This is a genomic window from Psychrobacter okhotskensis (genome assembly GCF_013248965.1).
Lineage (GTDB): Bacteria > Pseudomonadota > Gammaproteobacteria > Pseudomonadales > Moraxellaceae > Psychrobacter > Psychrobacter okhotskensis.
In genome coordinates, this window is sequence record NZ_JABRVQ010000006.1 from 111,306 (window position 1) to 136,351 (window position 25,046).

The 25,046-nt window shown below is 39.4% G+C and carries 22 protein-coding genes and 1 tRNA gene; 10 read left to right on the forward strand and 13 right to left on the reverse strand.

From position 1 onward, the window contains the following. Window positions 1–3: 3 nt before the first annotated feature. The 8 genes from HQR03_RS04850 (at window position 4) to HQR03_RS04885 (ending at window position 8,314) form a co-directional block, all read left to right on the forward strand. On the forward strand, window positions 4–1,206 hold the full coding sequence (locus HQR03_RS04850) for a tRNA nucleotidyltransferase/poly(A) polymerase-related protein (protein ID WP_173239346.1): 1,203 nt from the start codon (window positions 4–6) through the stop codon (window positions 1,204–1,206). Between the two features lie 33 nt (window positions 1,207–1,239). Further along, entirely contained in the window at window positions 1,240–2,046 is an 807-nt protein-coding gene (locus HQR03_RS04855) for a pteridine reductase (RefSeq protein ID WP_173239347.1), read from the forward strand. Window positions 2,047–2,129: 83 nt separating this feature from the next. Then, a tRNA-Ile gene (locus tag HQR03_RS04860) sits at window positions 2,130–2,206 on the forward strand. Window positions 2,207–2,355: 149 nt separating this feature from the next. Then, window positions 2,356–3,546, forward strand: a complete 1,191-nt coding sequence (locus HQR03_RS04865) for a tyrosine-type recombinase/integrase (protein WP_173239348.1) — start codon at window positions 2,356–2,358, stop codon at window positions 3,544–3,546. 46 nt (window positions 3,547–3,592) lie between these two features. After that, window positions 3,593–4,459 carry a hypothetical protein gene (locus HQR03_RS04870; protein WP_173239349.1) on the forward strand — a complete coding sequence of 289 codons (867 nt, stop codon included), beginning with the start codon at window positions 3,593–3,595 and terminating at the stop codon, window positions 4,457–4,459. 126 nt (window positions 4,460–4,585) lie between these two features. Then, window positions 4,586–4,852, forward strand: coding sequence for a helix-turn-helix transcriptional regulator (locus HQR03_RS04875; RefSeq protein WP_173239350.1), 267 nt, complete (start codon window positions 4,586–4,588; stop codon window positions 4,850–4,852). Continuing rightward, complete coding sequence (locus HQR03_RS04880) at window positions 4,845–7,115, forward strand: YfjI family protein (RefSeq protein WP_173239351.1); 2,271 nt, start codon at window positions 4,845–4,847, stop codon at window positions 7,113–7,115. Before HQR03_RS04875 ends, HQR03_RS04880 begins: the two co-directional genes overlap by 8 nt. 497 nt (window positions 7,116–7,612) lie before the next feature. Next, the gene (locus HQR03_RS04885; protein WP_173239352.1) at window positions 7,613–8,314 is read left to right on the forward strand and encodes an IS1 family transposase; all 702 of its coding nucleotides are present in this window, start codon (window positions 7,613–7,615) and stop codon (window positions 8,312–8,314) included. A gap of 192 nt (window positions 8,315–8,506) precedes the next feature. Here the strand turns inward: HQR03_RS04885 and HQR03_RS04890 are convergent, their stop codons facing one another. The 4 genes from HQR03_RS04890 to HQR03_RS04905 all read right to left on the reverse strand — a co-directional run bounded on the left by HQR03_RS04890 (window position 8,507) and on the right by HQR03_RS04905 (window position 15,006). After that, a complete protein-coding gene (locus HQR03_RS04890) occupies window positions 8,507–11,683 on the reverse strand; it encodes a site-specific integrase (RefSeq protein WP_173239353.1) in 3,177 nt (1,058 codons plus the stop codon). Beyond that, window positions 11,676–13,988 carry a hypothetical protein gene (locus HQR03_RS04895; protein ID WP_173239354.1) on the reverse strand — a complete coding sequence of 771 codons (2,313 nt, stop codon included), beginning with the start codon at window positions 13,986–13,988 and terminating at the stop codon, window positions 11,676–11,678. The genes HQR03_RS04890 and HQR03_RS04895 overlap by 8 nt, the downstream gene beginning before the upstream one ends. Then, on the reverse strand, window positions 13,975–14,544 hold the full coding sequence (locus HQR03_RS04900; protein ID WP_173239355.1) for a hypothetical protein: 570 nt from the start codon (window positions 14,542–14,544) through the stop codon (window positions 13,975–13,977). Before HQR03_RS04900 ends, HQR03_RS04895 begins: the two co-directional genes overlap by 14 nt. Window positions 14,545–14,787: 243 nt before the next feature. Next, on the reverse strand, window positions 14,788–15,006 hold the full coding sequence (locus tag HQR03_RS04905; RefSeq protein WP_173239356.1) for a helix-turn-helix domain-containing protein: 219 nt from the start codon (window positions 15,004–15,006) through the stop codon (window positions 14,788–14,790). Window positions 15,007–15,255: 249 nt separating this feature from the next. Here HQR03_RS04905 and HQR03_RS04910 point away from each other — a divergent pair, with 249 nt between their 5' ends. Then, window positions 15,256–15,576 carry a hypothetical protein gene (locus HQR03_RS04910; RefSeq protein WP_319051798.1) on the forward strand — a complete coding sequence of 107 codons (321 nt, stop codon included), beginning with the start codon at window positions 15,256–15,258 and terminating at the stop codon, window positions 15,574–15,576. A gap of 42 nt (window positions 15,577–15,618) precedes the next feature. Here the strand turns inward: HQR03_RS04910 and HQR03_RS04915 are convergent, their stop codons facing one another. The 5 genes from HQR03_RS04915 to HQR03_RS04935 all read right to left on the reverse strand — a co-directional run bounded on the left by HQR03_RS04915 (window position 15,619) and on the right by HQR03_RS04935 (window position 20,281). Then, on the reverse strand, window positions 15,619–16,260 hold the full coding sequence (locus tag HQR03_RS04915; RefSeq protein WP_173239357.1) for a hypothetical protein: 642 nt from the start codon (window positions 16,258–16,260) through the stop codon (window positions 15,619–15,621). Window positions 16,261–16,303: 43 nt separating this feature from the next. Continuing rightward, a complete protein-coding gene (locus HQR03_RS04920) occupies window positions 16,304–17,329 on the reverse strand; it encodes a PD-(D/E)XK nuclease family protein (RefSeq protein ID WP_173239358.1) in 1,026 nt (341 codons plus the stop codon). 67 nt (window positions 17,330–17,396) lie between these two features. Continuing rightward, window positions 17,397–18,485 (reverse strand): helix-turn-helix transcriptional regulator, encoded by a 1,089-nt coding sequence (locus HQR03_RS04925; RefSeq protein WP_173239359.1) that lies wholly within the window; start codon window positions 18,483–18,485, stop codon window positions 17,397–17,399. A gap of 67 nt (window positions 18,486–18,552) precedes the next feature. Further along, entirely contained in the window at window positions 18,553–19,422 is an 870-nt protein-coding gene (locus HQR03_RS04930) for a PP2C family protein-serine/threonine phosphatase (protein ID WP_173239360.1), read from the reverse strand. Window positions 19,423–20,029: 607 nt separating this feature from the next. Next, the gene (locus tag HQR03_RS04935; protein ID WP_173239361.1) at window positions 20,030–20,281 is read right to left on the reverse strand and encodes a helix-turn-helix transcriptional regulator; all 252 of its coding nucleotides are present in this window, start codon (window positions 20,279–20,281) and stop codon (window positions 20,030–20,032) included. Between the two features lie 198 nt (window positions 20,282–20,479). Between HQR03_RS04935 and HQR03_RS04940 the strand changes: the two genes are divergently transcribed. After that, entirely contained in the window at window positions 20,480–21,196 is a 717-nt protein-coding gene (locus tag HQR03_RS04940; RefSeq protein WP_173239362.1) for a 3'-5' exonuclease, read from the forward strand. A 340-nt stretch (window positions 21,197–21,536) separates the two neighbouring features. Here the strand turns inward: HQR03_RS04940 and HQR03_RS04945 are convergent, their stop codons facing one another. The 4 genes from HQR03_RS04945 to HQR03_RS04960 all read right to left on the reverse strand — a co-directional run bounded on the left by HQR03_RS04945 (window position 21,537) and on the right by HQR03_RS04960 (window position 25,029). Next, window positions 21,537–22,163, reverse strand: coding sequence for a hypothetical protein (locus tag HQR03_RS04945; protein WP_173239363.1), 627 nt, complete (start codon window positions 22,161–22,163; stop codon window positions 21,537–21,539). Between the two features lie 93 nt (window positions 22,164–22,256). Further along, the gene (locus HQR03_RS04950) at window positions 22,257–22,703 is read right to left on the reverse strand and encodes a DUF1810 domain-containing protein (protein WP_173239364.1); all 447 of its coding nucleotides are present in this window, start codon (window positions 22,701–22,703) and stop codon (window positions 22,257–22,259) included. Between the two features lie 81 nt (window positions 22,704–22,784). After that, window positions 22,785–23,774 carry a leucine-rich repeat domain-containing protein gene (locus HQR03_RS04955; RefSeq protein WP_173239365.1) on the reverse strand — a complete coding sequence of 330 codons (990 nt, stop codon included), beginning with the start codon at window positions 23,772–23,774 and terminating at the stop codon, window positions 22,785–22,787. A gap of 1 nt (window position 23,775) precedes the next feature. Beyond that, window positions 23,776–25,029 carry a PDDEXK-like family protein gene (locus HQR03_RS04960; protein ID WP_173239366.1) on the reverse strand — a complete coding sequence of 418 codons (1,254 nt, stop codon included), beginning with the start codon at window positions 25,027–25,029 and terminating at the stop codon, window positions 23,776–23,778. Window positions 25,030–25,046: the final 17 nt, after the last annotated feature.

Consider the following 25,046-nt stretch of genomic DNA (forward strand, 5'->3'; position numbering starts at 1 on the left):
ATTATGCAAGTTTATCTCGTCGGCGGCGCAGTACGTGATCGACTGTTAGGTCGTCCTATCAAAGACAAAGACTTCGTCGTCGTCGGTGCGACAGTAGCTGAGATGATAGCTGCTGGGTTTCAACAAGTCGGCGCAGATTTTCCTGTGTTTTTGCACCCTACCAGTCATGAAGAGTATGCGCTAGCTCGTACCGAACGTAAGCAAGGTCAAGGCTATCAAGGCTTTAGTGTTCATGCCAGTCCTGATATCAGCTTAAAAGACGATCTACAACGTCGCGACTTGACCGTCAATGCCATGGCAATCGAAGTTACTAGCCTCACTGACGCCACCCCTATCAGTGGCGAAGTGGTCGATTACTATGGTGGACTGGATGATATAAAAAGCAAAACCCTACGTCATGTCTCTAGTGCTTTTAGCGAAGACCCATTGCGTGTTCTGCGAGTCGCGCGCTTTTATGGACGCTATTATGACTTGGGCTTTATCATCGCTGGCGAAACACTGGAATTGATGCGTCAGTTGGTCAGCTCGGGCGAACTAACACATTTAAGTAGCGAGCGCATTTGGCAAGAATCGAGCCGTGCAATGATGCAGGTCTCTCCTCAGGTATACTGGCAGCAACTGTTCGAAATCGATGCTTTAACAGAATACTTTGCGCCCTTACATCAGACGTGGAGCATTAACGGTGACATAAGAGAGACGGTACAGACCGCACTGTATTTCGCGGGTCAAATGCAATTGAACTTATCACAACGCTGGGCGTTATTACTGTCGAGCCTTAATCCGGCGTTATTCGGTTTAGTACCCAGTGAAACGATGTCTGCCACAAAAGCCATTACTGAAATAGGCAACACCGCCAAAATACCAAAAGCCCAAACTCAGTTTGCGACTTTATTCGTGCAACAAGGCGAAAAATTAAAGCGTATAAACGAGTTGAGCCCGAGCGAAAAAATAGACCTTATTCAAGCCTATAGTGCTCATAAAGAGCCTGATAAGCTCTCGCAACTGCTAGTAACCAGTCACGTGTTACAGCTCGCTTCTCAGCACCGTGAGATGATGTTAGCTCTAGGCAGCTTCCATGCTATTGGCGTCAAAGATATCGAATCAGACCTCAAAGGTCCAGCGATTGGTGCTGCATTGCGACAAGCCAGAATTGAACACTTACAAGCGCACGATATGTCATCAATACCTTCTGAAAAGATGGCTTAGAAATCACTCTTCAATGTCTATTAAAACCTAACTATGAATCAAAAACTTAAGATATCTTTAACAGAAAATACTGTTGCACCAGTGATGCTGGTGACTGGCAGCGCCAAGCGTATTGGTGCCGCTATTATTCGTGCCGCACACTATCAGGGCTATCGGGTGATTATCCATTGTCATCATAGTAAGAATGCAGCAAATACCCTAGCCAATGAGCTAAATGAAAATCGAGCCGATAGTGCCGTGGTAATCGTCGCTGATTTGGCAATCGTTAATGACAGCTCGGCTCTTAGCCAGTTCATCCAAAATATCATAGGAAGTTTTGGTCAGCTCGATGTGCTGGTACATAATGCGTCACGGTTTTATCCGAGTCCGCTTGGTAGTATCGAAAACGCGCAATGGGACGAATTGTTTTTGACTAATGCAAAAGCGCCCTTACTATTAAGCCAAGCGTTATATCCCTATCTTAAAGCACGGCAAGGTTGCATCATTAGCCTACTCGATATCCATGCACACAATAAGCCATTCAGCACTTATACCATCTATAACATGGCGAAAGCCGCTCACCGAATGATGGTACAATCTCTCGCACTCGATATGGCACCTGATGTACGTGTCAATGGCGTTGCCCCTGGAGTCAATATTTTGCCTGAGACTGATAGCGATCAAGCGCTTGATGATGAGCAACAACAAAGCATCGTTAGCTCCATTCCTATGCAAAGAATAGGAATGCCTGATGAAATTGCGCATAGTGTGCTATATTTGGCTAAAGCAAGTTATGTAACCGGCGAGATAGTTGCGGTAGATGGTGGGCGTAGTTTGACGCTGGCCGGTGGCAATTATTAACAAACCGTTAAATACTCTACTCGACTTGCTAACTTTTACTTGAAAAATAAAAAAAATCAGGTATCATTGTGCGTCTACCGTTAGGGCCCATAGCTCAGTTGGTTAGAGCAGAGGACTCATAATCCTTTGGTCGTAGGTTCAAGTCCTACTGGGCCCACCACATTTTGAATCAGGCTTGTTCGCAGCGATGCGGCAAGCCTTTTTTTATGGGGTTTCGGCAGATTTAAGAATACCTTGGTATATGGCGAACCATATAGAATATTGGTATATTTGTTGGTATAGATTATACCAACGCGGAGATATACCAACATGACATTAACTCATACGATTATCAATAAATTAACACCAAGTGAAAAATGCACCCCTAGCCGCCCTGACAAGCATAGCGATGGCGATGGCCTTCAACTGTGGGTAAGACATACGGGAAACAAAGTCTGGGTCAGTGCTTACCGCTGGCAAGGTAAACAGCAATCACTCACTTTGGGCAAGTATCCACTAATCACATTACAACAAGCACGCCAGCGTAACCTAGAAATAAAACAGTTAATTAGTGAAGGTATTAACCCGAAGGATAAGAAAAAAGAGAAAGCTGCTGAACAAGACGGTTCAAGACTTTTTGATACTATTGCACAAGCTTGGTATGCGGATCGCAAGACCTTTTTAGCCTCAAGTACGTTTAGTCGTAATTATTCAGCCTATATGCGTGACGTTAAACCGATTATTGGTCATAAACTAATTGATGATATTACCCCACCTGATATTTTGAAGATTGGTAAGAATGTCGAGGCTCGTGGCGCTAATGAAATGGCGCGACGTATAATGGCAGAGGTTGGACAGATATTTAAACATGCTATTCGCATAGGTATAGCAACATCAAATCCTGCGGCAGATTTATCAGCGGCAATCAAACCGCATAAGACTAAAAATCACAGCCGTATTACGTCAAAAGAGTTACCAAAACTTTTACAAGATATCAATGACTACACTGGCCATATCCCAGTCAAACTAGGTCTATGGTTCTTATGCTATACCTTTGTACGAACTAATGAGATCAGATTTATGGAATGGTCAGAAATCGACTGGAAGGATAAAATTTGGCGTATACCTGCAGACAAAATGAAGATGGATAGACCTCACATTGTGCCTCTTGCACCGCAGGTCATAGATATATTACAACAAATTAAAGAGCTGAATTTTTCAGAGCAGTACGTATTCTACAACCCTTCAACTCGCAAACCTTACAGCCAAAATGCTTTTATTAACGCGCTTTATCAGATGGGTTATAAATACAAAATGACGGGGCATGGTTTCCGAGGGCTGGCAAGCACCACCCTTCACGAACAGGGCTATATGCATGAGGCTATAGAGCTACAACTCGCCCATGAGCAAGAGAACAAAATTAGTAAAGCATATAACGGTGCCCAACATTTAGATTATCGTCGAGATATGATGAATGCGTGGGCAGATTTTATAGATAATAGTTTTCGAAAAGATTATTGATTTTTATCAAAAAATTTATTTTATTTCAACTTATAGAGCAATTTTTATGTTAAAAAGTAGTGATTTTTATAATTTTAAAGACTCTGTTGCACTTTTCAAAGATATGATAGATAAAAGCATAAGTGACACTGAAGTGTATAGAAGAATAGAATCTGGTCAATTGACCCCCTATCTTGACTACAAAGGTGCTGCCCACCTTACTAAAAATGGAACAGTTTTGAGAGGTATTGACTATGTCTTCAAACTCTTTGAAGAAGAGTTTTATGTTTCGGGTATATTTAAGTTATCTAACGAAAACATATTCCTTTCAGAATTTTGTCTTGAAGCTATCTTAGGAGTTGGAAATCCTGTAGCTCAAGAAATTAAGATCTATAGTATTAGTAATGAAAATCTAAAAAATAAGGATCTTTCATTAGGTTATTGTTTATATAATATAAATGACAAGATAAATGAAAAACACCTAAAAACTGGTTTGAAGTGCGAAATAGTTTTTGATAAAGAAGAATTACTAGATATAGTCAGTGAATATAAAAACAAGCAAAGAAACGATTATTTAGAAAATGAACTTGAAGAAGCTAGAGAGCATATTGAACGTTTAAAACGTGGTAGAAACCTATTAGAGGTAGAAGTCGATAGATTAAAGAGAGATCTGCGAGCTACTCAACTTCAAGAACCTACTGAAAATCTAAATGATGTGAAGGACAGCGCCTATCGTCTTATATTCGCTCTTAAGGATATAATATTGGGATTAGACCAAGAGTCCAAAGTTTTATCTACTGAGAAAAAGAACAAAATCAATTTTGTTAATCAAAGTGAAATAGTTGATCACATCACTGCTAAGGAGACTCCAAAGCTCAGCAAGAGCAATATTGAAAAGATCTTCACAGAAGCTAACAAACGTAGTTTAGACTAATTTTCGCAAGTTGCGATTTGCAAGTCGCAAGTTGCGATGACTATGTATGATTCCTACCTTATATTCTAGCTACACCGTAACTGTTCGTTGCGGTGGATAATCATCGTAATATACGGAGACGCTAGAATGAAAGATTCTACAAAGAATACCCAAACTGAAAAAAGTGTGGTTAGTAACCTTTTGCCGCTTCAGGGAATGTCTAGAGCAAAAGACATTCTGCCACTTTTACCATTTTCGAGAACGACTTTACATGAGTGGAGTAACGATGGTAGGTTTCCTGCAAGTGTTAAACTATCTCCAAAAATGGTGGCTTGGCGAAATGCGGACGTTCTAGAGTGGCTAGAAAAGCAAAGCCTAAATCCTTCTGATGTGCAGGAGGAAACTAATGATTAATTCAAACAAAGAAAAAGCCCATGCTCAAAGCATGGGCTTAGGTCAGTATTTAGCTGATTTTGAAGCAGCTACGTTGGCAGACGTAGCAGGCAACGAAATATTAGAAAACCTTATCAATAATCATGGAAACACTAATATCTACAAACTACATTGTGATATTACCATTTTTTCTGGACAACTAAAAGGAGAAATAAAGTTAGGTACCGCTAATTCCCTAGGATTAGTCATGCAAGATAGCAAAGCGCAAATAGTGAACCTTGCCAGCGTACCGGTTAATGGCAAAGGCAGACCTTTTATAGCCGACACCGCCAAACCCAGCGCCTTTATATTGGGCTCTATGGGTTTTAATGATGTGATTATAGCTATTGATAACCTGACCGATGCCATTAATTGCTATAACTCTTATATAGATGCAGGTGTACGAGCAAGTGTTATTACTAGCATAGTACCTACTCTATTTAGGCAGACGGTAGCAGAGTTTGAAAAAGTAAGACAGTTAACCATTATTGTGACTGCCCTGCCAGCCGATAAAGCAAAGTTAAAACAGCTTGAGGGGATGAATGTTAAAGCAGTTGTATGTGAACATACGCCCATATATGAAGCTATACAGTATGGGGCTAGCTATAATGACTTAATAGCTGATGCAGAGGTTATCGACTTACAGACGCTAGGCAAACCAAAGCCAAAACTGATTAACCAAACCTTGCCACCAGTTAAGAATGTAACTGATGGAATGCTACCTGATAGCTTACAGCGTTACGTGAATAACCATGCTGAGCGCCTAAGCACCCCACCTGAATATATCGCAATACCTCTGATAACTGCGTTAGCAAGCGTCATCGGTACAAAGGTTAGTATTTACCCAAAGATGTACGATGATTGGGAAATCGTACCAAATATATGGGGCGCTATTATTGGGAATCCATCGACTAAAAAAAGCCCAGCACTTGATGCTGGCATGAAGCCACTTAAAAACTTAACGTATAAAGCAAAAGCAGATTATGAGCAATCACAAAAAGACTTTGCAGCACAAAAGGAGATTAATGAATTTAAGACCAAAGCCGTTAAAAGTGAATTACAAAAACTTGCTAGAGAGCAAGTTCAGCAAGCTGATGATGCTGAGCACAAAATCACTGATGACGATCTCAAAGCAAAAGCGCAAACGATAGCCGAAACCCAGCAAGCTAATGAAAGCGAGCCCATTATGAAGCGCTACATAGCTAATGATGGTACTCATCAAAAGCTAGGCGAGATACTAACCCAAACCAATAATGGCTTGCTAGTGGAACGTGACGAACTGACAGCTTTACTTGCCTCGTTTAACGGTGAGCAAAATAATGATGCTCGCAACTTCTATCTTGAAGCCTTTAACGGTACTGGCAGCCATGTTATGGATAGAGTGATTAGAGGTTCGATATTTATTGAACATCATTGCTTGTCTGTTGTCGGTGGCATACAACCGAACAAGCTTGAACGCTACTTAGAAAAAACCATCAAGGGGTTAGATAATGATGGACTGATGCAACGTTTTCAGCTTGCCGTCTATCCTGACCATATCAAAGGGCTAAAAGAGCGTGATATAGCACCCAATGCTGAGATAAGGCAGATTGTGTATGACTTGTTTGAAACCATCGACAATATGAGTTTATGTGATTTCATCAAGTATGGCGCAAACCCAGTCGATGACTATCACAAGCGACCTTATTATCATTTCACCGATAACGCTTATAAAAAGTTTATGAATTGGTACGATGAGCAAAAAGCTAAAGCTGATGAGTGTGAACATAGCGTGATAGCTGAGCATATAACTAAATATCCCAAAACTATAGCGTCATTAGCGCTTATATTTCACTTAGTCGATTGCATCGAACATGGCGCGTCATTAGGTGCAGTCAGTATGATAGCGCTTGATGCAGCCCTCGCATGGCATGATATGTTAGAAACTCACATGATGCGTATTTATAGCATAGTGACCGATAGCGCCAATATTAAAGCCTCTAATTTAGCTGATAGAATAATAAAAATGATTAAGAATGGAGGTAACAAAACTGACAAAACCGACTGGGTAAACCATGGCTTCACTGCAAGAGACTTGCACCGCAAAAACTGGAAAGGCTTAACTGATAGCGAAGACGTACTGAACGCGCTTGATATTTTAGTAGGGCATGACTGGCTAACATGGCAGTCAATTGAAAGTACAGGACAAGGCGGGCGACCAACGGAGCGTTACTATATCAACTCAAGATTAAGAGAGCTTTTATAGGTTCTGTCAGTTATGTCAGTGCAGCATCTAGGCGTTATTGAAAAATAGCGCCTTTTTTATTTTTCAAATTTAGATTTTGTCAGTACAGAATTATAGCGCTATTGTTAGATAATACTTTTTTAATATTTAGTGTTAGTTTCTACAATCGATGCAACATTTGTAACTAGTTCATTTAGCGAACTATTAGTGAATTACGCTACCTCAAGGATAACCAGCAGCTCTTTAGCATCACCACTATGAGCCATGTATTGTATATGTACGGAGTTGACGGTAGGGAGTATCCTATCTAAAAAAAGTGAGTACAGGTAAAGCTCCAGCGCCAAGAATAGAGAATAATCTACATAAAATGTTTTGAACTGCCGCAAATACATCGGAGAGTGATTTACTTTAGTCTGTTAGCGATGCCAACAGATTAAAATTATCGGTGGTGTATCAGAAAGTATGCTGAGGAGTTAAAAGAAGGATGACAGCCAAAGCAAGATGATATATTTGAGGTTATGAAGACACAAATAGATATTAGCTGCCCCGACTGTCACAGTCCCAGTTCAAAGAAAAATGGCATAAAAAGCTATGGTAAGCAAAACTACCAATGTAAGGGCTGCAACCGCCAGTTCATTGGCGACCATGCCTTAAACTATAATGGCTGTCACTCTCAAATAGAAGACATTATACAGCTAATGACGGTTAGAGGTTGCGGCGTTAGAGACATAGCTATTATAGCCTCAGTCAGTATCGGTAAAGTATTGAGCACCATAGGCTTGTCTGTTTATAAGATCGCGCCTAAGAAGCGCTACTATGAACGCTTAGAGGTTGATGAGTTCTGGACTTACGTGTATCGCAAGAAGCGTAAAGTCTGGCTCATCTACGCTTATGACCGTGCTACTAATGAGATTGTCGCTTATGTCTGGGGCAAACGTGATTTGAAAACGGCTAAGAAGCTAAGAGCACGTCTTGAGCAACTTAAAGTCAGCTATGGCTCTATTAGTATGGATAACTGGGACAGTTTTATAACCGCCTTTAAAAGTGATAACAAACGAATTGGCAAAAAACATACGGTAGGTATTGAAGGTAATAACTGCCGTCTTAGACACCGGTTAAGACGAACGGTTAGAAAGACTTGTTGCTTCTCAAAAAAGCTTGATAATCACTTTAAAGTATTCGATCTGGTGTTCTTTTATGTCAATTATGGTTACGTCTGATACCGGCATACTTTTTAGAACACCACCACTTTTTTAATATATTACCTCAAACCGAACTGACAAAACTGACAAAACTGACAAAACTGACAAAACTGACAAAACTGACAAAACTGACAAAACTGACAAAACTGACAAAAGTCTAGATTATAATTTATGATATTTTTGACACGTATATAAAATAACTCTTTAAATCTATTCTTGTCTAACCAATATCATTAAAGTGTGACCAACATACTTCAGTAATCCTGAAGAGCCGTAATATTCATCAGTGATAGCCATGTTTTTATTAGATAGCTTGTGCTTCTTCTGTACCACTTTTACCTCATAACCATGGAAATTCTCACGAGCGCCGACACGTATTGCGCTATCAAGCCCTAGCTCTTTTTTAATATTACGCACTGCTTGCTCGCTATGCGCCCTAATCTGCCAATGACTGGCATCGATAAGCTGACAACCTACTGTGACGAACTGCTGTAGCATCTCAAGCCGGGTCTCTTTAATCCCAAAATGAATCGATGAGGTATTTAGGTTGTGTTTATCTTTAAATATTTCCACAAACGACTTCAGTCTAGCAGGCTCATCAATTGACATTTGATACGCACGATCAAGCGCAGTCACTAAAACTTCTTGGTTCTTATGTCCGGTAGGTGCACCTAAAATTAGTCTATCATCGGTAAACAGCTGGCAAGCATTATTGTAAATTTTTCTAGCATCACTGATAGCGATACCATGCCGAAGTGCGACCTCTGCCAACTGCCCTGCTCGTTTATCAACATTTACTGTCTGTAGTTCCTCTAATAGCGCAATCACATCGTATATTTTTGGATGAATAAATATAGATAACTGAGTATCTACCGCATCATTTTTTATGTTTTGCGGGTAAGTTACATTAACTGATGTACTGTTATCGACAAATAAAGACTCTTTGCTCACAACTTTGTTAATTAAGTAGCCACGCATCTTATCAAGATTAACCTGTTTAGTACTGCCATCATATGCTCTACCTTCTTGCCTATTCACTGTCTGATAACTAATACCTGTTACCATCTCAAATACGGTCACAGGCATAACAAGCTTAGCTTGACTCATTTGCCAGCCAGCCAGCAAATGAGCGGTATGAATATAGTACTCAAATGTAGTGTCTGGCGTTAAATGCCCGGCAAGACTAGCTAGCCCAAACCACATCCCCTTTTCTTTGTTATTAGCAAGCACAACGCTAACGATAGCATCGCTATGGGCTTTATCATAGTCTGTCATCACCTGAGCCAGTGGTGATCCGCTTAACACCAATGCCAGCTGACTAAGTGCCGTATGCCGAAAGCTATGAAAAGTAAAGCTATGATTGCTTAATAAGTGATCCCAAATTATCTTCATCATATTACTAAAAAACACAGGCGGCAGTGGTTGATCACCTGAACCTTGCGAAAATAAATACTTTCTTTTTAGTCTACGCTGCTGATGATAATACGAAATAACTTGCTTTAGCTCATCTGCTTTCAGCAAGCTATCTATCGGTATCACTCGTTTAGCGCTGCTGCTTTTAAGTCTGCGATAATGGTTAGGTCTGAGGATAATTTTAGGGTTCTCAATGACATAGCCATTGATACTGCTTATATCTGCAATATCGCCGACCTTAATACCAATGATCTCGTTAATACGCATACCAGTCCGATAAGCAAGTGCCAAAACAATTAGGCATAGCTGCTGTTGCTCAACCTCTAACTCTGATGTTTTAATATAATTTTGCATTGCTTGGTATACACGCGGTGACACCATTTCGGCTTTAACCACTTGCCGGTTATTGCCCCATGGAAAATACACATAAGGTGCATCGAAACGCGCCCGCTGATAATCATGAAATGCTCGCAGACGACCATAAGTGAATTTTTGGTTATCCTTTAAATGATCTAGCGTAGAAGTATTTCGCTCTGCTTTCTGTTCAACAGAATCGACTAGTGTGTTGGCTTCATCTTCTGTATCATCAGTACTCCGGTTAAATTCAGATGATTTATTTAAGATTGAATTTTTCCGACCATCTTTAACCTTACTTTGAATAATTTGCTCATAGATTTCCTCAAAATCATCACCCTCCCATTGATTAATTTCCTCATCCATTGTTAGCATTAGCCAGTCGCGACCAATGCAGCCGATGTATTTACTGATGGTATTAAGCCGAATGCTATGATCATCAAGCAGCGATAACGCCCAGCCGAGCAAACGCTTCGCATTGGGCTGGCTAGCGACTGTTTTTAATATTGTGATAGTGGAAATAGCGTCATTTCTGGTTGATTTAAGCACCTCTTGAACTTCTTTGATCAGATTTTTACTAAAACTAGGGTAGTTTATGGTACCGCCTTGGCTATTCGACTTTATTGGTGATGGATAGCTGGCATTAAACAGTTCAGACCACGTTAGTGGTACAGGATTTGACTTAATGTCCTCTCGGTTATAATGGATAAGCTTATCAGTCGATAGCCCTGTGGTTTTGAGACCACCTTGTTTTACCACAGTAAGCGCACCATCAATCAGGCTACCTTCTATTTGCCGCCAGTGATAGTTGGCATATTTGATAAGCAATGAGTGCTGCGGGCGCTCACTATCTTTATTGGTGAGCTTAAGCGTTTTTGAAATATCGTTAATTATGGTATTAAATGACTTTATCTTGGCCGTGTTTAACTCTTTATCCTTTAGAGCATATAAAAAACACAAGCTCATATCATCAGGAATATAATCAACAAAACGGTGTAAGCTTTCACTGTCATCAGCCGCGCAGCCATAATTATCATCACGCACTCTAAGCGGTATCACAGCCACTGACTCTGCCCTACTTTTTTCATCAGTCGCTGGCATGTCAATCTGATACATCTGACGCTCACCAAACAGCCAATCGTATAACGCTCTTAGTACCTCAATATCATTAATACCACCATACATTATGCTGCAATACAGCACCCCTTCAACCAAGTCATTCACTGAGAAACGCCGTTTTCGTTGCCAAACCTCTATCATTGTCGTACTACTGTCTGCCACAGCGCGTCCACTCACAAACCAATCATAGTTAATGGTCAAGCGCTCACGAGTTGCCAGTATCGGTACCACAGGCTCATTAAGATATATCTGGTGAGTTTTATTATAATCACGAACAAACTCTAAAAACCCACGCCGAGCCAATTGGAAGTTTTGAGCGGTGTCGAACGTCCCTTCTAGCAACTGGTTAATTGCTGAATAATGATACTGCAGCTCACAAGGCGGCTGCATAGAATTTTGATTGATATATTCTTCGATTAATTTTTTAGCGTCATGCTTAACACTTTTTTTGGATTCTTCTCTATTAAGCTGTCGCAGTTTATGAGCACTTATATTATCCATATAGACGAACCTCAATTTGTTTTAAGTGAAGATCTGTAGCGATCGCATCTAAATGAGGGCTGAGCTGGTGCAGCTGATTGATAGAGCTTGATGACATCGGGTGCATGAACTCCTGATCAGGATGCTCGTGACCGTAAAGCGCGCAAATTAGATAGTCAGGTACGCGCCCTGTGAGCATAGTTCTCAGCTGATGACGCAGCCAATTATCCTGATGACTAAAAAAGTCTTGCAACTGATAACGGACTCGGCTTGGCGTAATACTGGCGAAGCCTTTTGGGTTTTTTTGGTAAATTTGAATGAGGGGTTGTTCTGATTGCAAGATGGCATTGATGGGATAAGGCGCTGCTGGACATAATGGATTATAGATAGCGGCAAATTGTTTAATATAAATAATGTAGTTTTGAATAGCCGTTATCAAAAACTTACTAAGAGGAATGAGCCTGCCATCAGACTGCGCATGACGCTCTTCTTTGTCAGACACCCATAGCATGCACCGCTGAAAGTCAAACTGGTGTAGCAAGCCTGGTGCGTGCTTGACTGGGCGAATACCAGTTTGGATCATAACAATATGCCACAGCCAAATACTATAGCTATTAAACTGCGCAATGTAGCGATCCATGTGGGATTTTAGCTTGCCATTAAAACTCTCGGCACTGACAGCCAGTTGACTAAAGAACTGCTGGCACATTGTGGTCTTTAGTGCCATATCACTACCAATGTGGCTTCTATGCCCGTTCATCGGTACGCTACACTCATCTATTAAAAGTGCTTTTTGCTCATCATTGCAGTATTCAGTTATCAGCTCTACCGCTTTTATATAGGTTTGCTCTAGCTCTACCGTTTTAGTGCTAAGGTAATACAGCGAAGAGCTATGCCGTACATCAACACCTGTGATCAGATCAGCATATAAGGGCTTATTAATCTCGTTTTTGATGAGGATAAGTAGGCCTGCTTCAATATACTGCGGACTCAGTGCTGGTAGGTTAAGTAGATCTTTAGCGTAAGAGATAGCGGCTTTAACAGTATCGGATGAAACGGTAATTTTATCCTCAAGCATGATTTGCAAAGCTTCAGGCAGTGCGCGATAAAAGGTACTGCCGTAGCTTTGTTTGTGGGCAAGCAGATGACTTCGAGTATTAGTCGTCACATCAATCGTGATGCCAATGCTAATGATTTCACGGACACGGTCATAGACGAAATACTGCCGTTGACTGCGACTGCATTGCCAATCAGCAATGATGCTATCAATACTAAGACCGCTTAACAGTGATAGTATTAAAACGGCATACCCAGTGCCTCCCTCTTTATCAACACTCATAAAGCGTTGCCAAAGCGTGGCAAATAGCATCTGATATCCGGTAATGCTTAACTGACGATGATTGGTTGGGAAATGAAATTGATTACGGCGGGCATGTTGATGGTTGTTCTTTAATCGCCATTGCTGCAGCTCAGAGGATTTAGCAATTTGTGTGGCTGGCTTAAAGTCATTGTCTAGCAAAGGTACTTCGTCGTCATCAGCAATATTTTCAGCGATTGCCACGTTACTGTGCTTTTTTGATTGTTTCGTACCAAACACTATTCTTTGTAGTGGCTCATTGTCAGTACTCACCACTGTCTTGATGATGGTTTGAGCCGACTTTACGCGTTTAGTGCTCCCAGTATAAGTTTTACCAACAAAGGTTTTATTATTAATTGCTACCTCATAAGCCAGCCTGATTTGACCGATTTTACTACCAAGATATTGGTTCGCTGTTTTACCTGTTGCCTCTTTCTGTTTAACGCTCGTTTCATATTGTCTGATATGAGATAAGCATGAGGACAAGCTATCGCATTGATCGTGAATGCGGATTAACTGGTCGAGAATGCCACGCTGCGGATCAGAAGGTCTTAGCGCCATACGAACACGCACACCAAGCTTATCTATTTTGGCAAAGTGCTCATCATGGCGTACTGTGATCATAACCATAACCTTTAAGTAGCCACTCATAAACCGCCAAGCATTACTATTAACGTCTATCGCACCATAGGCCTGATAGAAGACTATCAGCATATAGGTAACCGCCCACTCTCCAGTTTTACCTTCCCGAATGGTTTGTGTCATTACCTCAGTGCAGTCTATGCCAGTAAAGTCTGCAAAATTAGACTCCGATGTTGAGGACAGTAAATCAATATCATCATCTGGCACTAAATTAATCACATCAATCACAAGCTGAGACATTTGTATGTGATGTGGTGAATCTATTGGGATAAGCTTATCAAACACTCGCCTATCGATTACTTCATTAAATAATTTAGTGTGAACCATAAGAAGTTTCCATCCAACTCAGGTTTTTGGGTAGCCCCAGCATCACCTCATCATTGGCTAATTTACACTGCTGATACTCATAAGCACTTTGGCTGATACCAGCGAACCTACAATAATTATCTACCGTTAGGCGCTCAATATTCATGAGTTCGCAAATAATGCTTTTTGGAGCACTGGAGCTTAAAGCCTTTAGGAACTCAGGATGATTAATTCCCCTTGAGAAGGCTAGCTCGATCACCTCACTCCAAGCTAAGCGCTTAATATCTCTCAGGCTTTCAGCAGCAACTAAGCAAGGCTGACGTGAACTAGTCTCTTCTATTAGAATTTCATCAAACCTTCTAAACTCATTAAAAAAATAATAAGTCGAATCTTTACCAATCACCAATCGTAGCGGTGGGCGGTAATAATCATCCAAGCCACCTATATTTATACTAGCTATTCTTGGCCTAAATTGATGCCATATCAGCAATGCCTTTTGCGCATCTTGATGAACAACCAGATTATATTTACTGAAAGTTATAAACTTCTGAGTAGGCTTTAGATGAATTTTATTCATTTTACTATTTATAATAGTGAATTATATTAATTATGATATGTTATAACTTATCAATTGTAAAGCCTTTAATATTGCTGTTATATTTTTATCCCTATCCAACTAAAATACTGATTCACAACCATTTTTTAGACAAAAAAATACTCCCTAACCCATGACAAATAAAGGCTAAAGAGTATTTTAAAATTTCAATTTTAGTTGGGTGAGGAGGTTAACGTCTTATATCAGTAGACCTTCCTATCAAGCTTAGTTCTCTTCATTAACATCGGGAACATACTTTAAAACATCCCCTGGGGTGACTTTTAATACTTGGCACAACTTACTCAGGGTATCGAATTCTATGCGAGTTGTCTCATCGTTATAAATTCTATGAAGCGTTGACTTGCTGATGTCTGTCATTCTTACTAAATCTGCAACTCGCAATCTTCTTTCTGCTAAAAGCACTGGTAGATTACATGAAATCACAATAAAATCCTTATTGGTAAGTAAAAAATACTTGCCAGTGACTACTTTTCTGTTAAAATAATACTCGTTGGCAATAACTAAGTTTCCGTCAAAAACTATTTTATGCTGACTAACGCTTTATTATGTCATATACCTATCTTGCTGCTCAATAGCTCACTAATGATGATAGGTGCGACTGGTTCGATAGATATCATTATTATAAAAAGGTAACGCTAATCATAGGTATCGGTCATTAAAAAGGAGTACGTTGTGGGCATCAGCATTGAATGGAGCATGACACAAAACGCTTGGGACAAACGGGTCTGTGAGGATTATTGGGCCTATGATCATAAAATCAGCTATGTGGATTATGTTAGTTTACTTTGTCAAAAGTATAGCATTAGTACCCATACATTATTTGAAACCGTAAGCCAATGCTACGCTTGCTTAGATGATGTGTGTTGTGAATATTGCGGAAACGCCTGTCCTATTGAAGTACCTGCCGATATTGCTTATATGCGGGCAAAAGAGAGTTGGTTTTGTGCAGTATGTGAGCATGCTATGTGGCGCGGAGACTCTATTAGCAAATAGAACTAGCCTCAATCGATAGTAGCAGCCAAAGCCATACGTTTATTACGTGTGGCTTTGTTTTTCTTCAGCATAAACCGCCTTTAAACGAAAACAGTCAGGCTCTTCAGTCATACTTGAGCTGAGATAAGTAAATGCATTATCATTAGACAACAACTCCTCAATAGCATCTGATATATAAGCAAAGGCTTCCAGTGGAAGACTTTGCACGCTCTGCGTCCCAATAAGCACCCCTTTAGTATTACGAGCGTTGGTAAGTAGACCAATCATCTTATATGTAGCTGTTTTTATCATATCTGATTCAGGCTCACCTGTGGCAATTGCTTGGACAAACTGAAATGAATAACCACGCTTGAACAAGCTTTCGATATCTATAACGTCTATACCGATAAGCGTACTGGCTGAATTAACATCAAGCAGTCTAATGACATCGTTTACTTCATCTAGCTGACATCTAATAACCCCTTCTATGATATCTAAGCGTTCATACTCATGATCATCTGTTTGTAAGCCTACTAAAATATCAGCCTCTGCTTTCTCTTTTAGCTTTAGCAATGCCAGCTCATTCCAACCATCACTGAGGATAAAACATGCGATAACAGATGGCGAATAATGGCCTTTATTTGGTCGATATAAAGCGATACATGGAATGTCATCTACTTTCGATTTATCGAGCTGATATTTCATCATTAGACCCTTTATTATTTTAAATATTATGACACTGCGACTATCACTCGTTTTTATTTTTATACTGATTTACGGCATGGTTAATGAATTTTTGCACTTCATTCATTAGCCTATCTACCTGTTGCAGATCTATCGAACTTTTACCATCAAATATATCTGTGTCTAATACAGCAAAGGTCATATGCCTACCTGAACCAAAGCGCTTTGGCTTAGTCACTTTTAAATCAAAATCAGAAGCTTCTATCTTAAATAGTTTATAAAACTCATTCCTAATCTTACTTCGTCCTTCCTTAGCAGGAACAGACATTTTAAAGCAAATTTTCTCTTGCTCGATTTGCAAGTAAATATCTATATTATTTTCTACTCTATGACCCAAACCCCAAAAGCCCATAAAGCCGCCCGAAGGATTAGCAACATAACCCCAATTGCCTTCTCCTAAGTAAGACTGTAAATATTGAAAAAAGCCAATCCAAGCGCGTTTTTTCCATTCGTTGACAGGCTTTGACTTAAAGCTTTGCACCGCTTCTTCAATAGACTGCAGATGGTTATGATAATCGCTATATATATCACTCTCTTGCAGTGCCGCATTTTGTTCACTATTAAAGAGGTCTAATAAATCTTGTCTAGTTACTGGATAAAAACCGTCCTTTAACACAGCTTTGTAGTTGCTTTGATCATGCGTTTGCAAATAAATAGGAATGATTTTATCTTCTGTAAAGGTTTGAGCGTGTCCATTAAGCATAAACTGCTTGTATCGAACCAACTGATCGGAATGCTGCAAACTACCTACTTTATCTTCGATTAATACACAGTAAGTGTCGTTAACAATACAAAGAACATCAATATTACTCACCTGACGTTTTACTACTACTTTATCAATACGACTTGGTAGCGATTTACCCGCTTTTTTGAAGAATAACGCCAACACACTGGTTGCTAATCTATTTAGCGCTCTATGCTTATCGCTTCCTGTCTGATAGTCTTGGTCTGCCCAAGAAAGAAGCCAACAAATAAAAGCGTCTTGTGATAATTCAGAGGTGGCAAATTTAAATAAGTTAGGTGTGGTCATTCTAGCCCCTTGATTAAATTAAAAAATGTATTTGTGTTTGAGTGATTTTGGTAAAACTCTTGATCAGCTATTTTGTATATAATTTCATTCCACTTTCTAGGCGCTCTAAAATTACTGCTTTTAACTCGTTAGGCTCAATCACCACTGCCAACTGCGACATACTAACCAGCCAGTCTTGCAAGCGCTGCGTATTGGCAACTGTTGCACGCACTTCGTTCCAAGTGTCATCGATAACCGTAATCGTTTGAGTAGATGATAACGGCCGCTCATATAAATGCTGGCAGGCATATTTTTGCACCTTTAGAACCAGTCCGATTTTTAAACCATTATTCAATTCCAACTTTCCTAGCTTACGTAGATTCTCAAGAGTAAAAGCATTGCGCACTACCCAGTCCGGTACCAACTGCTCTGTTACTTCAGCTGCTTCAATACGATTAACTGCAAAATTACGATGTGCCTTCAACAGGACGTTATCATCGATATGATCACTCGTTGGATTAAACCCAGTAAGATAGATCATATTGTCGATGAAAATAAGTCCTTTAGGATAGATTACCCTGATTGTACGACTGTTACGCCATTTGTTTTGATAGCTGATTTGAAGCTGCTTGTTGTGTAATAACGCCTGATGGATACTAGCGAGCACGTCACTATCAAGCTTTGGTGCTTGTACGATACTCGGCAGGGTAATGAGATGATTTTGCCACTGCCCTAGTCTGCTTTGATTGAAGCTGGTCTTATCTTGACGATCTAACTGGGCAAGCTTTTCACTAATACTTTGCTTGAAAGACGTTGGTAAATAGTTTGCGGTATATTTATCAAGCATTTGCCAAAAGAACACCGTTTGCTCATTAATGACACCAATACTAAAGCTTGGCTCAATATAAAACCTTGCCGTCTGTCCGCTGATATTCCGTCCCCAAGCTGGCAGACGCATTAAAGCATCGCTGTGAAAAACGTCATTGAATATTTGATTGAGACTTGTTAGATCGTTCTCTAAATTTTTGCGCTCGTTTGCGTAATGGTTAGGATTATTGCCATAAACATTCATTAGCTCTGTGAGTGATATTGCCTTGTCTTTACTACGTGGCAAGCGCTGATAGAGCGCAAACAAACGGGCTGATTTTTTGTAGGTTGCGATTGGGTGTGTAGACATATAAGCTACTCTATAGGTTATCGAATCTATCAAACTGTCATCTTAAAAGTAGGCTCTTATAAAAAGGTTAATCAAACCGCACCACAATCGCCGTGCCATTATCATAAGCATGACCATCTGAGTCATACACTTGATTCCTAAGCGACTGTAGCCACTCCTGTAAATCCGTTTGATTATCGATACGCGCCCATTCATTACTTGGCACTAAGTCATGAACACCGTCAGTACAGACAATGAGACTATTGCCTGATTGTACCGTGATGTTTTGCCTTATACTTCTAGGTGGCTCGCTGCTTGGGTCATCACTATCTACTGCTAAAGCAAAGCATTCAGTAATGCTATATAAGCTGCCTGCCATACCTGTGCGATTGTACTCCGTAAACTCTACTTGGCGATCTTCATCTTTCGCTTGCTCATCTACCAGCTCATTAAGCAGATTATGATCACGAGTCAAGCATTGCCATTCTTTTGATTCTTTTGTTAGCAAGTACACACGGCTGTCACCTACATGAGTGATGTCTATATTGATTGAGTCGTCATCATTCAGCATGCCGATGATCATTGCGAGAGTTGACGCAGCACCATAGCGTTTTTTGGTGTGCTTGGTTTGGCTCAGTTGTTGATAGATACGATCTGAGGTCATGTTTCGGACGTTTACTTGATCGTCATTCCATAGTGATCTAATTGCTTTGACAACTGCCTTTGAACAGTGCTGTGACTGGTTAGAACTACCGACACCGTCCGATACGGCAAGGCAAAATGGAGCAACAACTTGGGTCGCTGGCATCACTCCTAAATCCTCTTGATACCAGTGATCTAAGAAGAAAAATGCGTCTTGTTGTAGTCCGTTGCTGGCATTGCCTTTAAAGGTAATGGCGCAGGCATGGGCTATTGTTTCAATAAGAGGTTCATCCTCATCAATTAAAATAGCTGTCATGTTCACTCGCTCATCAGTGATTATCGTTAAGACAAGTATAGTAGATTACCTAGTAATTTTTTTTCTAGGTTATGCGATATTTTGAGTCGATATTGATCACGAGTGACTGACAACTTATAAAGGTGATGTTTAATTTCCTCTTACTCATCAGGTGACTATTCTGTCCTTTTTTAGGATATCGCATTATCAGTATTCATAGAGTAGAGTGATATGCGCCTAGTACGATTTGGCACAAAGAAACCCTGCTAGGCTATAATAGCAAACGCTTAACAGGGCTTTGTCAGTTTTACAAAATTCTTAGGTAGCCTGAATGATATCGGGGTTTGAATACGTCTTAGAAAGTTAAGCTGAAATTCTGCTGTTGTCACTATAAAAACCCTTAGAGGTGCGATTAATTAATTCACTGTAACTCAGACTTATAATACTAAGCCTTTCATTATGTAAAGCTTGGCCTACCAATGAAGCTATTTTATCCAGCCAGCCCTGCTAGACTAACTTGTCATATCAATCAACTTCAAACGACCACATATTTTTAGTTATTACGTTCAGCTAGCGCTCATTCTAAGGTAGCTAGAAGCATATTTTTACTCAATAGATTTTCTATTGTTTATACTAAACGTTCCCCGATTTTGTTATTAATCCACTCGGCTATTTCACTCGCTACCCATACTACTCTGACTTTTGTAAGTTGTACCTTTTTTGGGAACGTTGGATCGTAGCGATCAGACTCTTCATTAATCATCTCATAGATGGTAGAACGACTAAGGCTAGTATAATTAACGACATCCTTAATGCTAAGGAGTCGGGGGATATTATTACATCGCTCGAGTGTTGGTTTTTGTGAATATAAACTTCTCATGATTAAATCCTTAGTTTAGTTTTCATATATAGTTTCACCAATTGGCGATTACTTAATCAAGAAACCTGATAAATGATAGCTATTACCAATTTATATGTTAATTTGTTACTTACTATTAGCTGTCTGATCCGATGCTAATCACATCAAATATTTCATTATTTTAAATCTCATCCTCAAATAAGAACTACAAATAAAATTATGACTACTTATATACTCGACACAGAAACGACGGGACTTATTGAACCGCACATGACTGAAGCGGCCTATTCTATTGTTGAAATAAACGATAGCAAGGTCTTTGTATTGCAAGCTCCGCGAGCTAAGCGCTTTAATCCTTTAAAAGAAATTAGCTTAGGCTCTATGGCGATATCACATATCTGTGATGAGGATGTGGCAGATGAACCACCTCATACAAACTTCAGACTACCTAGTAGTGTTAAGTATTTAATTGGCCACAATATTGATTTTGACATGGCCGTTCTCAAAAATGCTGGCGTGACCCATGAGCCTAAGTTAATTTGTACCAATGCGATGGCTAACTTTCTCCTTCCTACGCTTGAGAGCCATAAGCTAGTATCCCTCCTCTATCACTTCCACCGTGATATAGCGCGCGCTCAAGCAAAGAACGCGCATGCTGCCATTGCTGACATCTACTTCACTGAGCTAGTGCTTGGTAGTCTGATTGATATGGCTAACAGTCAAGGTCATGAGATAAGTGATGTGGAGAGCTTATATGAGTTTAGTCAAATGGCACGTATACCCACACACTTAAGTTTTGGTAAGCATAAGGGTGAGGCTATTGCAGATTTAGCTGCGAGCTCTGAAGGTACTGGCTATATTAAATGGCTGCTCAAACAGGACAGTGTTGACCCTTATTTAGCTCAAGCATGCCAGCAAGCATTAGAGTCGGTATAAATATACTGATGTAGTCAGTTTGAGCTATGCTGAAAATTGAGATCGATACTAGAAATATTTAACGCTCAAGTAGATCAAGTTCTTATTAAAACTATAACTTATTAGGTAATAAACCCCTCAATATTATGGTGTTTAAAATATTATTAATATCTGCATATGCCATGGATCAATCTTACTCTGACAAGTCGGGAAAGCTCTATGTGCTATTATCTATATAGTGTAGAGGGCTGGAGTATGAAATTTATTTTTCTTAGGTGACGCTATTAATATCGGGGTTTGATAACTTGAAGGAATACCCAAACCAGTTCATGCACTATTCCACACTGCACTCAAAACTGAGCTATGCCAAGGCATATATAGCTTTTAAATGAAAAGAGTTAGGCTCATCAGTCATACTTGAACGGTAATAGATAGACGCATCATCATTAGATAACAACGATTCAACAGCTTCTGATATATAAGCGAAAGCTTCTATTGGTAAGCTTTGAACGCTCTCCATTCCAATAAACAATGCTTTAGTATTGCGTGCTGTCGAAAGTTGATCCACAAGATTATGCGTTGTTACTTTTATTAAATCTGTTTCAGATTCACCTGTGGCACTTGCTTGAATGAACTGGAATGAATTGCCATACTCAAACAAAATTTTGATATCCACAACATCTATACCGATGATGGTACTTGCAGAGTTTACATCAAGTATTCTAATGACATTATCTACTTCATTAGGCTGACATCTAATAACGCCCTCTATAATATCTAAGCGCTCAAATTCATTATCATCTGTTTGTAAGCCCACTAAAAAATAAGCCCCTATACGCTCCTTTAATTCTAGTAACGTTTGGTCATCCCAACCATCGCTGACGATAAAGCAGCCAATAGCAGACTTAGGGTAATGATCCATGGTTTGTCTATATAGAACAGCACTAGGTATGTCATCTATATGCGAGTCATCAATCTGATACTTCATGGTTATGCTCACTGATAGTTAAGGGGGTTTAATGTAGCCAAAAGTATCAAATTTTGGCGCTGGTTAAATCTCGTTCGGTTGAGATTGGCGCTATTATTGACCACTCAACTGCATTAACATTCTGATGGTATTTACATCGTAACTGCCTTCAAAATACTGATCCAAAAGCTCATCAAAAACACATTTTTTATTAGAAGAGGCTAAAGTAAACAGCGTAAGCGAAGAGTGTAATTTCAGCGTATCGATTGATCCGAAAATTGCTAAAGCGCTTTTATCAGGATGCAACAATAATAATTCAGCACACTCTATTAACCGTGCTCCAAGTACGTCGTACTGCAAATACTCTTTTGCTTGCTCTAGACTCTCAATTGCAAAACGCCGAGCCATTGTGCTATGTCCCAACCCTTTCACTTGCGGGAAAATAAACCACATCCAATGGGTCCGCTTACGCCCTTCGGTTAACTCTTTAATAACCGATGGATAAATAGTATTTTGAGCTTGAATAAAATCATCAAATAGATGCTTATTTGTAGTTTTCATTTCCTGTATTCCTTGCTACTTAATAATAATTATTTGCAAACGATGTCCACAATTTCATTCAAGCCATTACCTTACGCCAAACTACCCGATCATATATATCATACCCATCCAACAGTGCTCAGGCTTATCGACAACTTCTGCATTATAGAAAACACATTTATCGTCTATATCCATTTTATCAATAGTATCTGATGCAATTCTAAGCTCATCAAGCGTAAGTTGACGGTTACTTTCAGCTTGAAACATTATAGCGTTTATTGTGACATCTTCAGGAATCTGATCAATGATCTGACTAAATACTTTGTCTGATTCAGATACTTTTAATGCACTAGCTTGTATAAATTTAGCAGGTTTCGCAAAATTTATTGTTTCTCTAATATCTCCAAAGTCTATACCTACCGTCTCGTTGCAAAATATATCTTTAAACATATTTATTATTTTTTGTACTTCATCAGGCTTGCAAATGATCACACCATCCATCACATCAAAAGCATCAATAGTTTTTTCAGTGGTTTGCAAACCGAGTAAGAACTCTGGCGCTGTTTTGAACCTCAGATCAATTAGTGCTTTTTCCTCCCAATTGTCACTAGTAAGGAAAAATCCAAAATCACATAACTCATATTCACTCATTTGTGGTGTATATAACTTAGTAACAAATATATTTCTAATCCATAACTCATTATTGCGATATCTTTCAATGACAGCATTTGGTAATTGAGCAATCAACTGCTTGGGAACATCTATCAGCCGTAGACTTTCAAGATTAGCGATGCCATCAGGAAACTGCTGTATTTTATGACTAGTAATCGTCAATCGCTCTAACTGACTTAATTGACCTAGTGACTCCGGCAAACACTCAAGCGCTTCGCAGTTTAGCGTGAGATTGGTTAAGTTGTATAAATAACCAATACCTTCAGGTAAATTAGTTAATTGACTACAATCAATACTCAGGTCTGTTAACACCAATAGAGTAGCGTGATCACGTGGCAACACTTCATCAGGAATCTTAAACTTATCAGCCCATGCCCAAAGCTCTGTCATCCATGGCTTTATATTAGAAGCGTTATTCATATTATTTATCCTTAATATGAAATGAACTTTCTGCTTTTAACATGCAGTAAATAGTGTCGACTTCTTCTAAGATTTTGATTGCCATAGCTCCTGTTTCAATTTGATACCAAGGCTCACCGTTACTTGTCCAATCAAATGGTTGAAACTCGTAATACGCAGGCCACCATTTGTTAGATATAATCTTCTTATTAGTAAAACGATCATTAAACAGACGCTTGACCTCAGTTGCATAAGTTAGATTATCAGGGTTTTTAGTATCTTCCTCAGTATAAAACCTAATACCTAATCCTGGATTATTGAAATCTGTTGCGAACTCTAGACTAATGAACCCTCTGTCATCATCTTTCATTTTAAAGCCAAAATACTCACAATTTTGGCCTTTGCCAATATTGTCAAAATCTAACGTGTACTCTCTGTGCTGACACTGTGATATCAAACCTTTTTTAAGCTTCTGTATTAGCTCTATCCTCATTTTTTGCACATTGTTATGAATTTTTAGGCTAGCGTCTAAATTACTTTTACTCTGTTTCATTATTTCTAAAATTGCATTGCTTTCACTCATATCTTCAATCCCCATAAATTGCTTTTGAATAAACTTGATTAACTGTGCGAGGAACTCACAAACGCTATGATTCTGACATTCGACTTGGCAAGCTTTGAGCCAACCTAATAATTCGCTAAAACGAAGATGACTATACTGTCTCTTACTTTTTAACTCTTTTAACTTACTCTTATCAATACTGTATTCGCTCGGACCTTCATTAGCTTCATTAAGATAAACAAGGTGCCAAGCCTTGTGGTCTCTTTTTTCAAGCTCTTCCGAATAATCCTTTAACTGTTCAAACTGGTCTGCTGCATAGGGTTTATTTTCAATACAAATACCGTAGTTTTCATCATCCACCTTGCATCTTAGATATATGTCCATTCGACGTAGACTGTTACTTTTTCTAGTCACTTCTTCAAGAAAAACTTCCGTTTTTTCGATGTTGTTAAGAAAAATCTGTCTTTCTGAAACTTCATACATATCGGGTAAACAATGCTCGATAAATAACTTTAAAAAGGTTTCCTGTTGAGCGTGATTACCTTGTGGATCAAGTAAAAACGCTAAAATACGACTAAGCCCTAATTCATCGGTATTGATATAATCAAAGGTATTAAAGTCTGGCGAGAGCTGGCGACTGTATAATGCTTGCGCGATCTCTAAAGCATGGATTTTTTGGCTTACTTCATTTATTAAGGTTTGAACTGCACTCATGTTTGTATTTCCTTATA

Excerpts from the sequence above, each read along its gene's own strand:
- HQR03_RS04950 (WP_173239364.1), bottom strand. The coding sequence starts at position 22,703 with ATGAAAACTACAAATAAGCATCTATTTGATGATTTTATTCAAGCTCAA.
- HQR03_RS04865 (WP_173239348.1), top strand. The coding sequence starts at position 2,356 with ATGACATTAACTCATACGATTATCAATAAATTAACACCAAGTGAAAAA.
- HQR03_RS04890 (WP_173239353.1), bottom strand. The coding sequence starts at position 11,683 with ATGGATAATATAAGTGCTCATAAACTGCGACAGCTTAATAGAGAAGAA.
- HQR03_RS04895 (WP_173239354.1), bottom strand. The coding sequence starts at position 13,988 with ATGGTTCACACTAAATTATTTAATGAAGTAATCGATAGGCGAGTGTTT.
- HQR03_RS04940 (WP_173239362.1), top strand. The coding sequence starts at position 20,480 with ATGACTACTTATATACTCGACACAGAAACGACGGGACTTATTGAACCG.
- HQR03_RS04855 (WP_173239347.1), top strand. The coding sequence starts at position 1,240 with ATGAATCAAAAACTTAAGATATCTTTAACAGAAAATACTGTTGCACCA.
- HQR03_RS04920 (WP_173239358.1), bottom strand. The coding sequence starts at position 17,329 with ATGACCACACCTAACTTATTTAAATTTGCCACCTCTGAATTATCACAA.
- HQR03_RS04850 (WP_173239346.1), top strand. The coding sequence starts at position 4 with ATGCAAGTTTATCTCGTCGGCGGCGCAGTACGTGATCGACTGTTAGGT.
- HQR03_RS04875 (WP_173239350.1), top strand. The coding sequence starts at position 4,586 with ATGAAAGATTCTACAAAGAATACCCAAACTGAAAAAAGTGTGGTTAGT.
- HQR03_RS04880 (WP_173239351.1), top strand. The coding sequence starts at position 4,845 with ATGATTAATTCAAACAAAGAAAAAGCCCATGCTCAAAGCATGGGCTTA.
- HQR03_RS04945 (WP_173239363.1), bottom strand. The coding sequence starts at position 22,163 with ATGAAGTATCAGATTGATGACTCGCATATAGATGACATACCTAGTGCT.
- HQR03_RS04885 (WP_173239352.1), top strand. The coding sequence starts at position 7,613 with ATGAAGACACAAATAGATATTAGCTGCCCCGACTGTCACAGTCCCAGT.
- HQR03_RS04935 (WP_173239361.1), bottom strand. The coding sequence starts at position 20,281 with ATGAGAAGTTTATATTCACAAAAACCAACACTCGAGCGATGTAATAAT.
- HQR03_RS04930 (WP_173239360.1), bottom strand. The coding sequence starts at position 19,422 with ATGACAGCTATTTTAATTGATGAGGATGAACCTCTTATTGAAACAATA.
- HQR03_RS04955 (WP_173239365.1), bottom strand. The coding sequence starts at position 23,774 with ATGAATAACGCTTCTAATATAAAGCCATGGATGACAGAGCTTTGGGCA.
- HQR03_RS04915 (WP_173239357.1), bottom strand. The coding sequence starts at position 16,260 with ATGAAATATCAGCTCGATAAATCGAAAGTAGATGACATTCCATGTATC.
- HQR03_RS04870 (WP_173239349.1), top strand. The coding sequence starts at position 3,593 with ATGTTAAAAAGTAGTGATTTTTATAATTTTAAAGACTCTGTTGCACTT.
- HQR03_RS04925 (WP_173239359.1), bottom strand. The coding sequence starts at position 18,485 with ATGTCTACACACCCAATCGCAACCTACAAAAAATCAGCCCGTTTGTTT.
- HQR03_RS04960 (WP_173239366.1), bottom strand. The coding sequence starts at position 25,029 with ATGAGTGCAGTTCAAACCTTAATAAATGAAGTAAGCCAAAAAATCCAT.
- HQR03_RS04900 (WP_173239355.1), bottom strand. The coding sequence starts at position 14,544 with ATGAATAAAATTCATCTAAAGCCTACTCAGAAGTTTATAACTTTCAGT.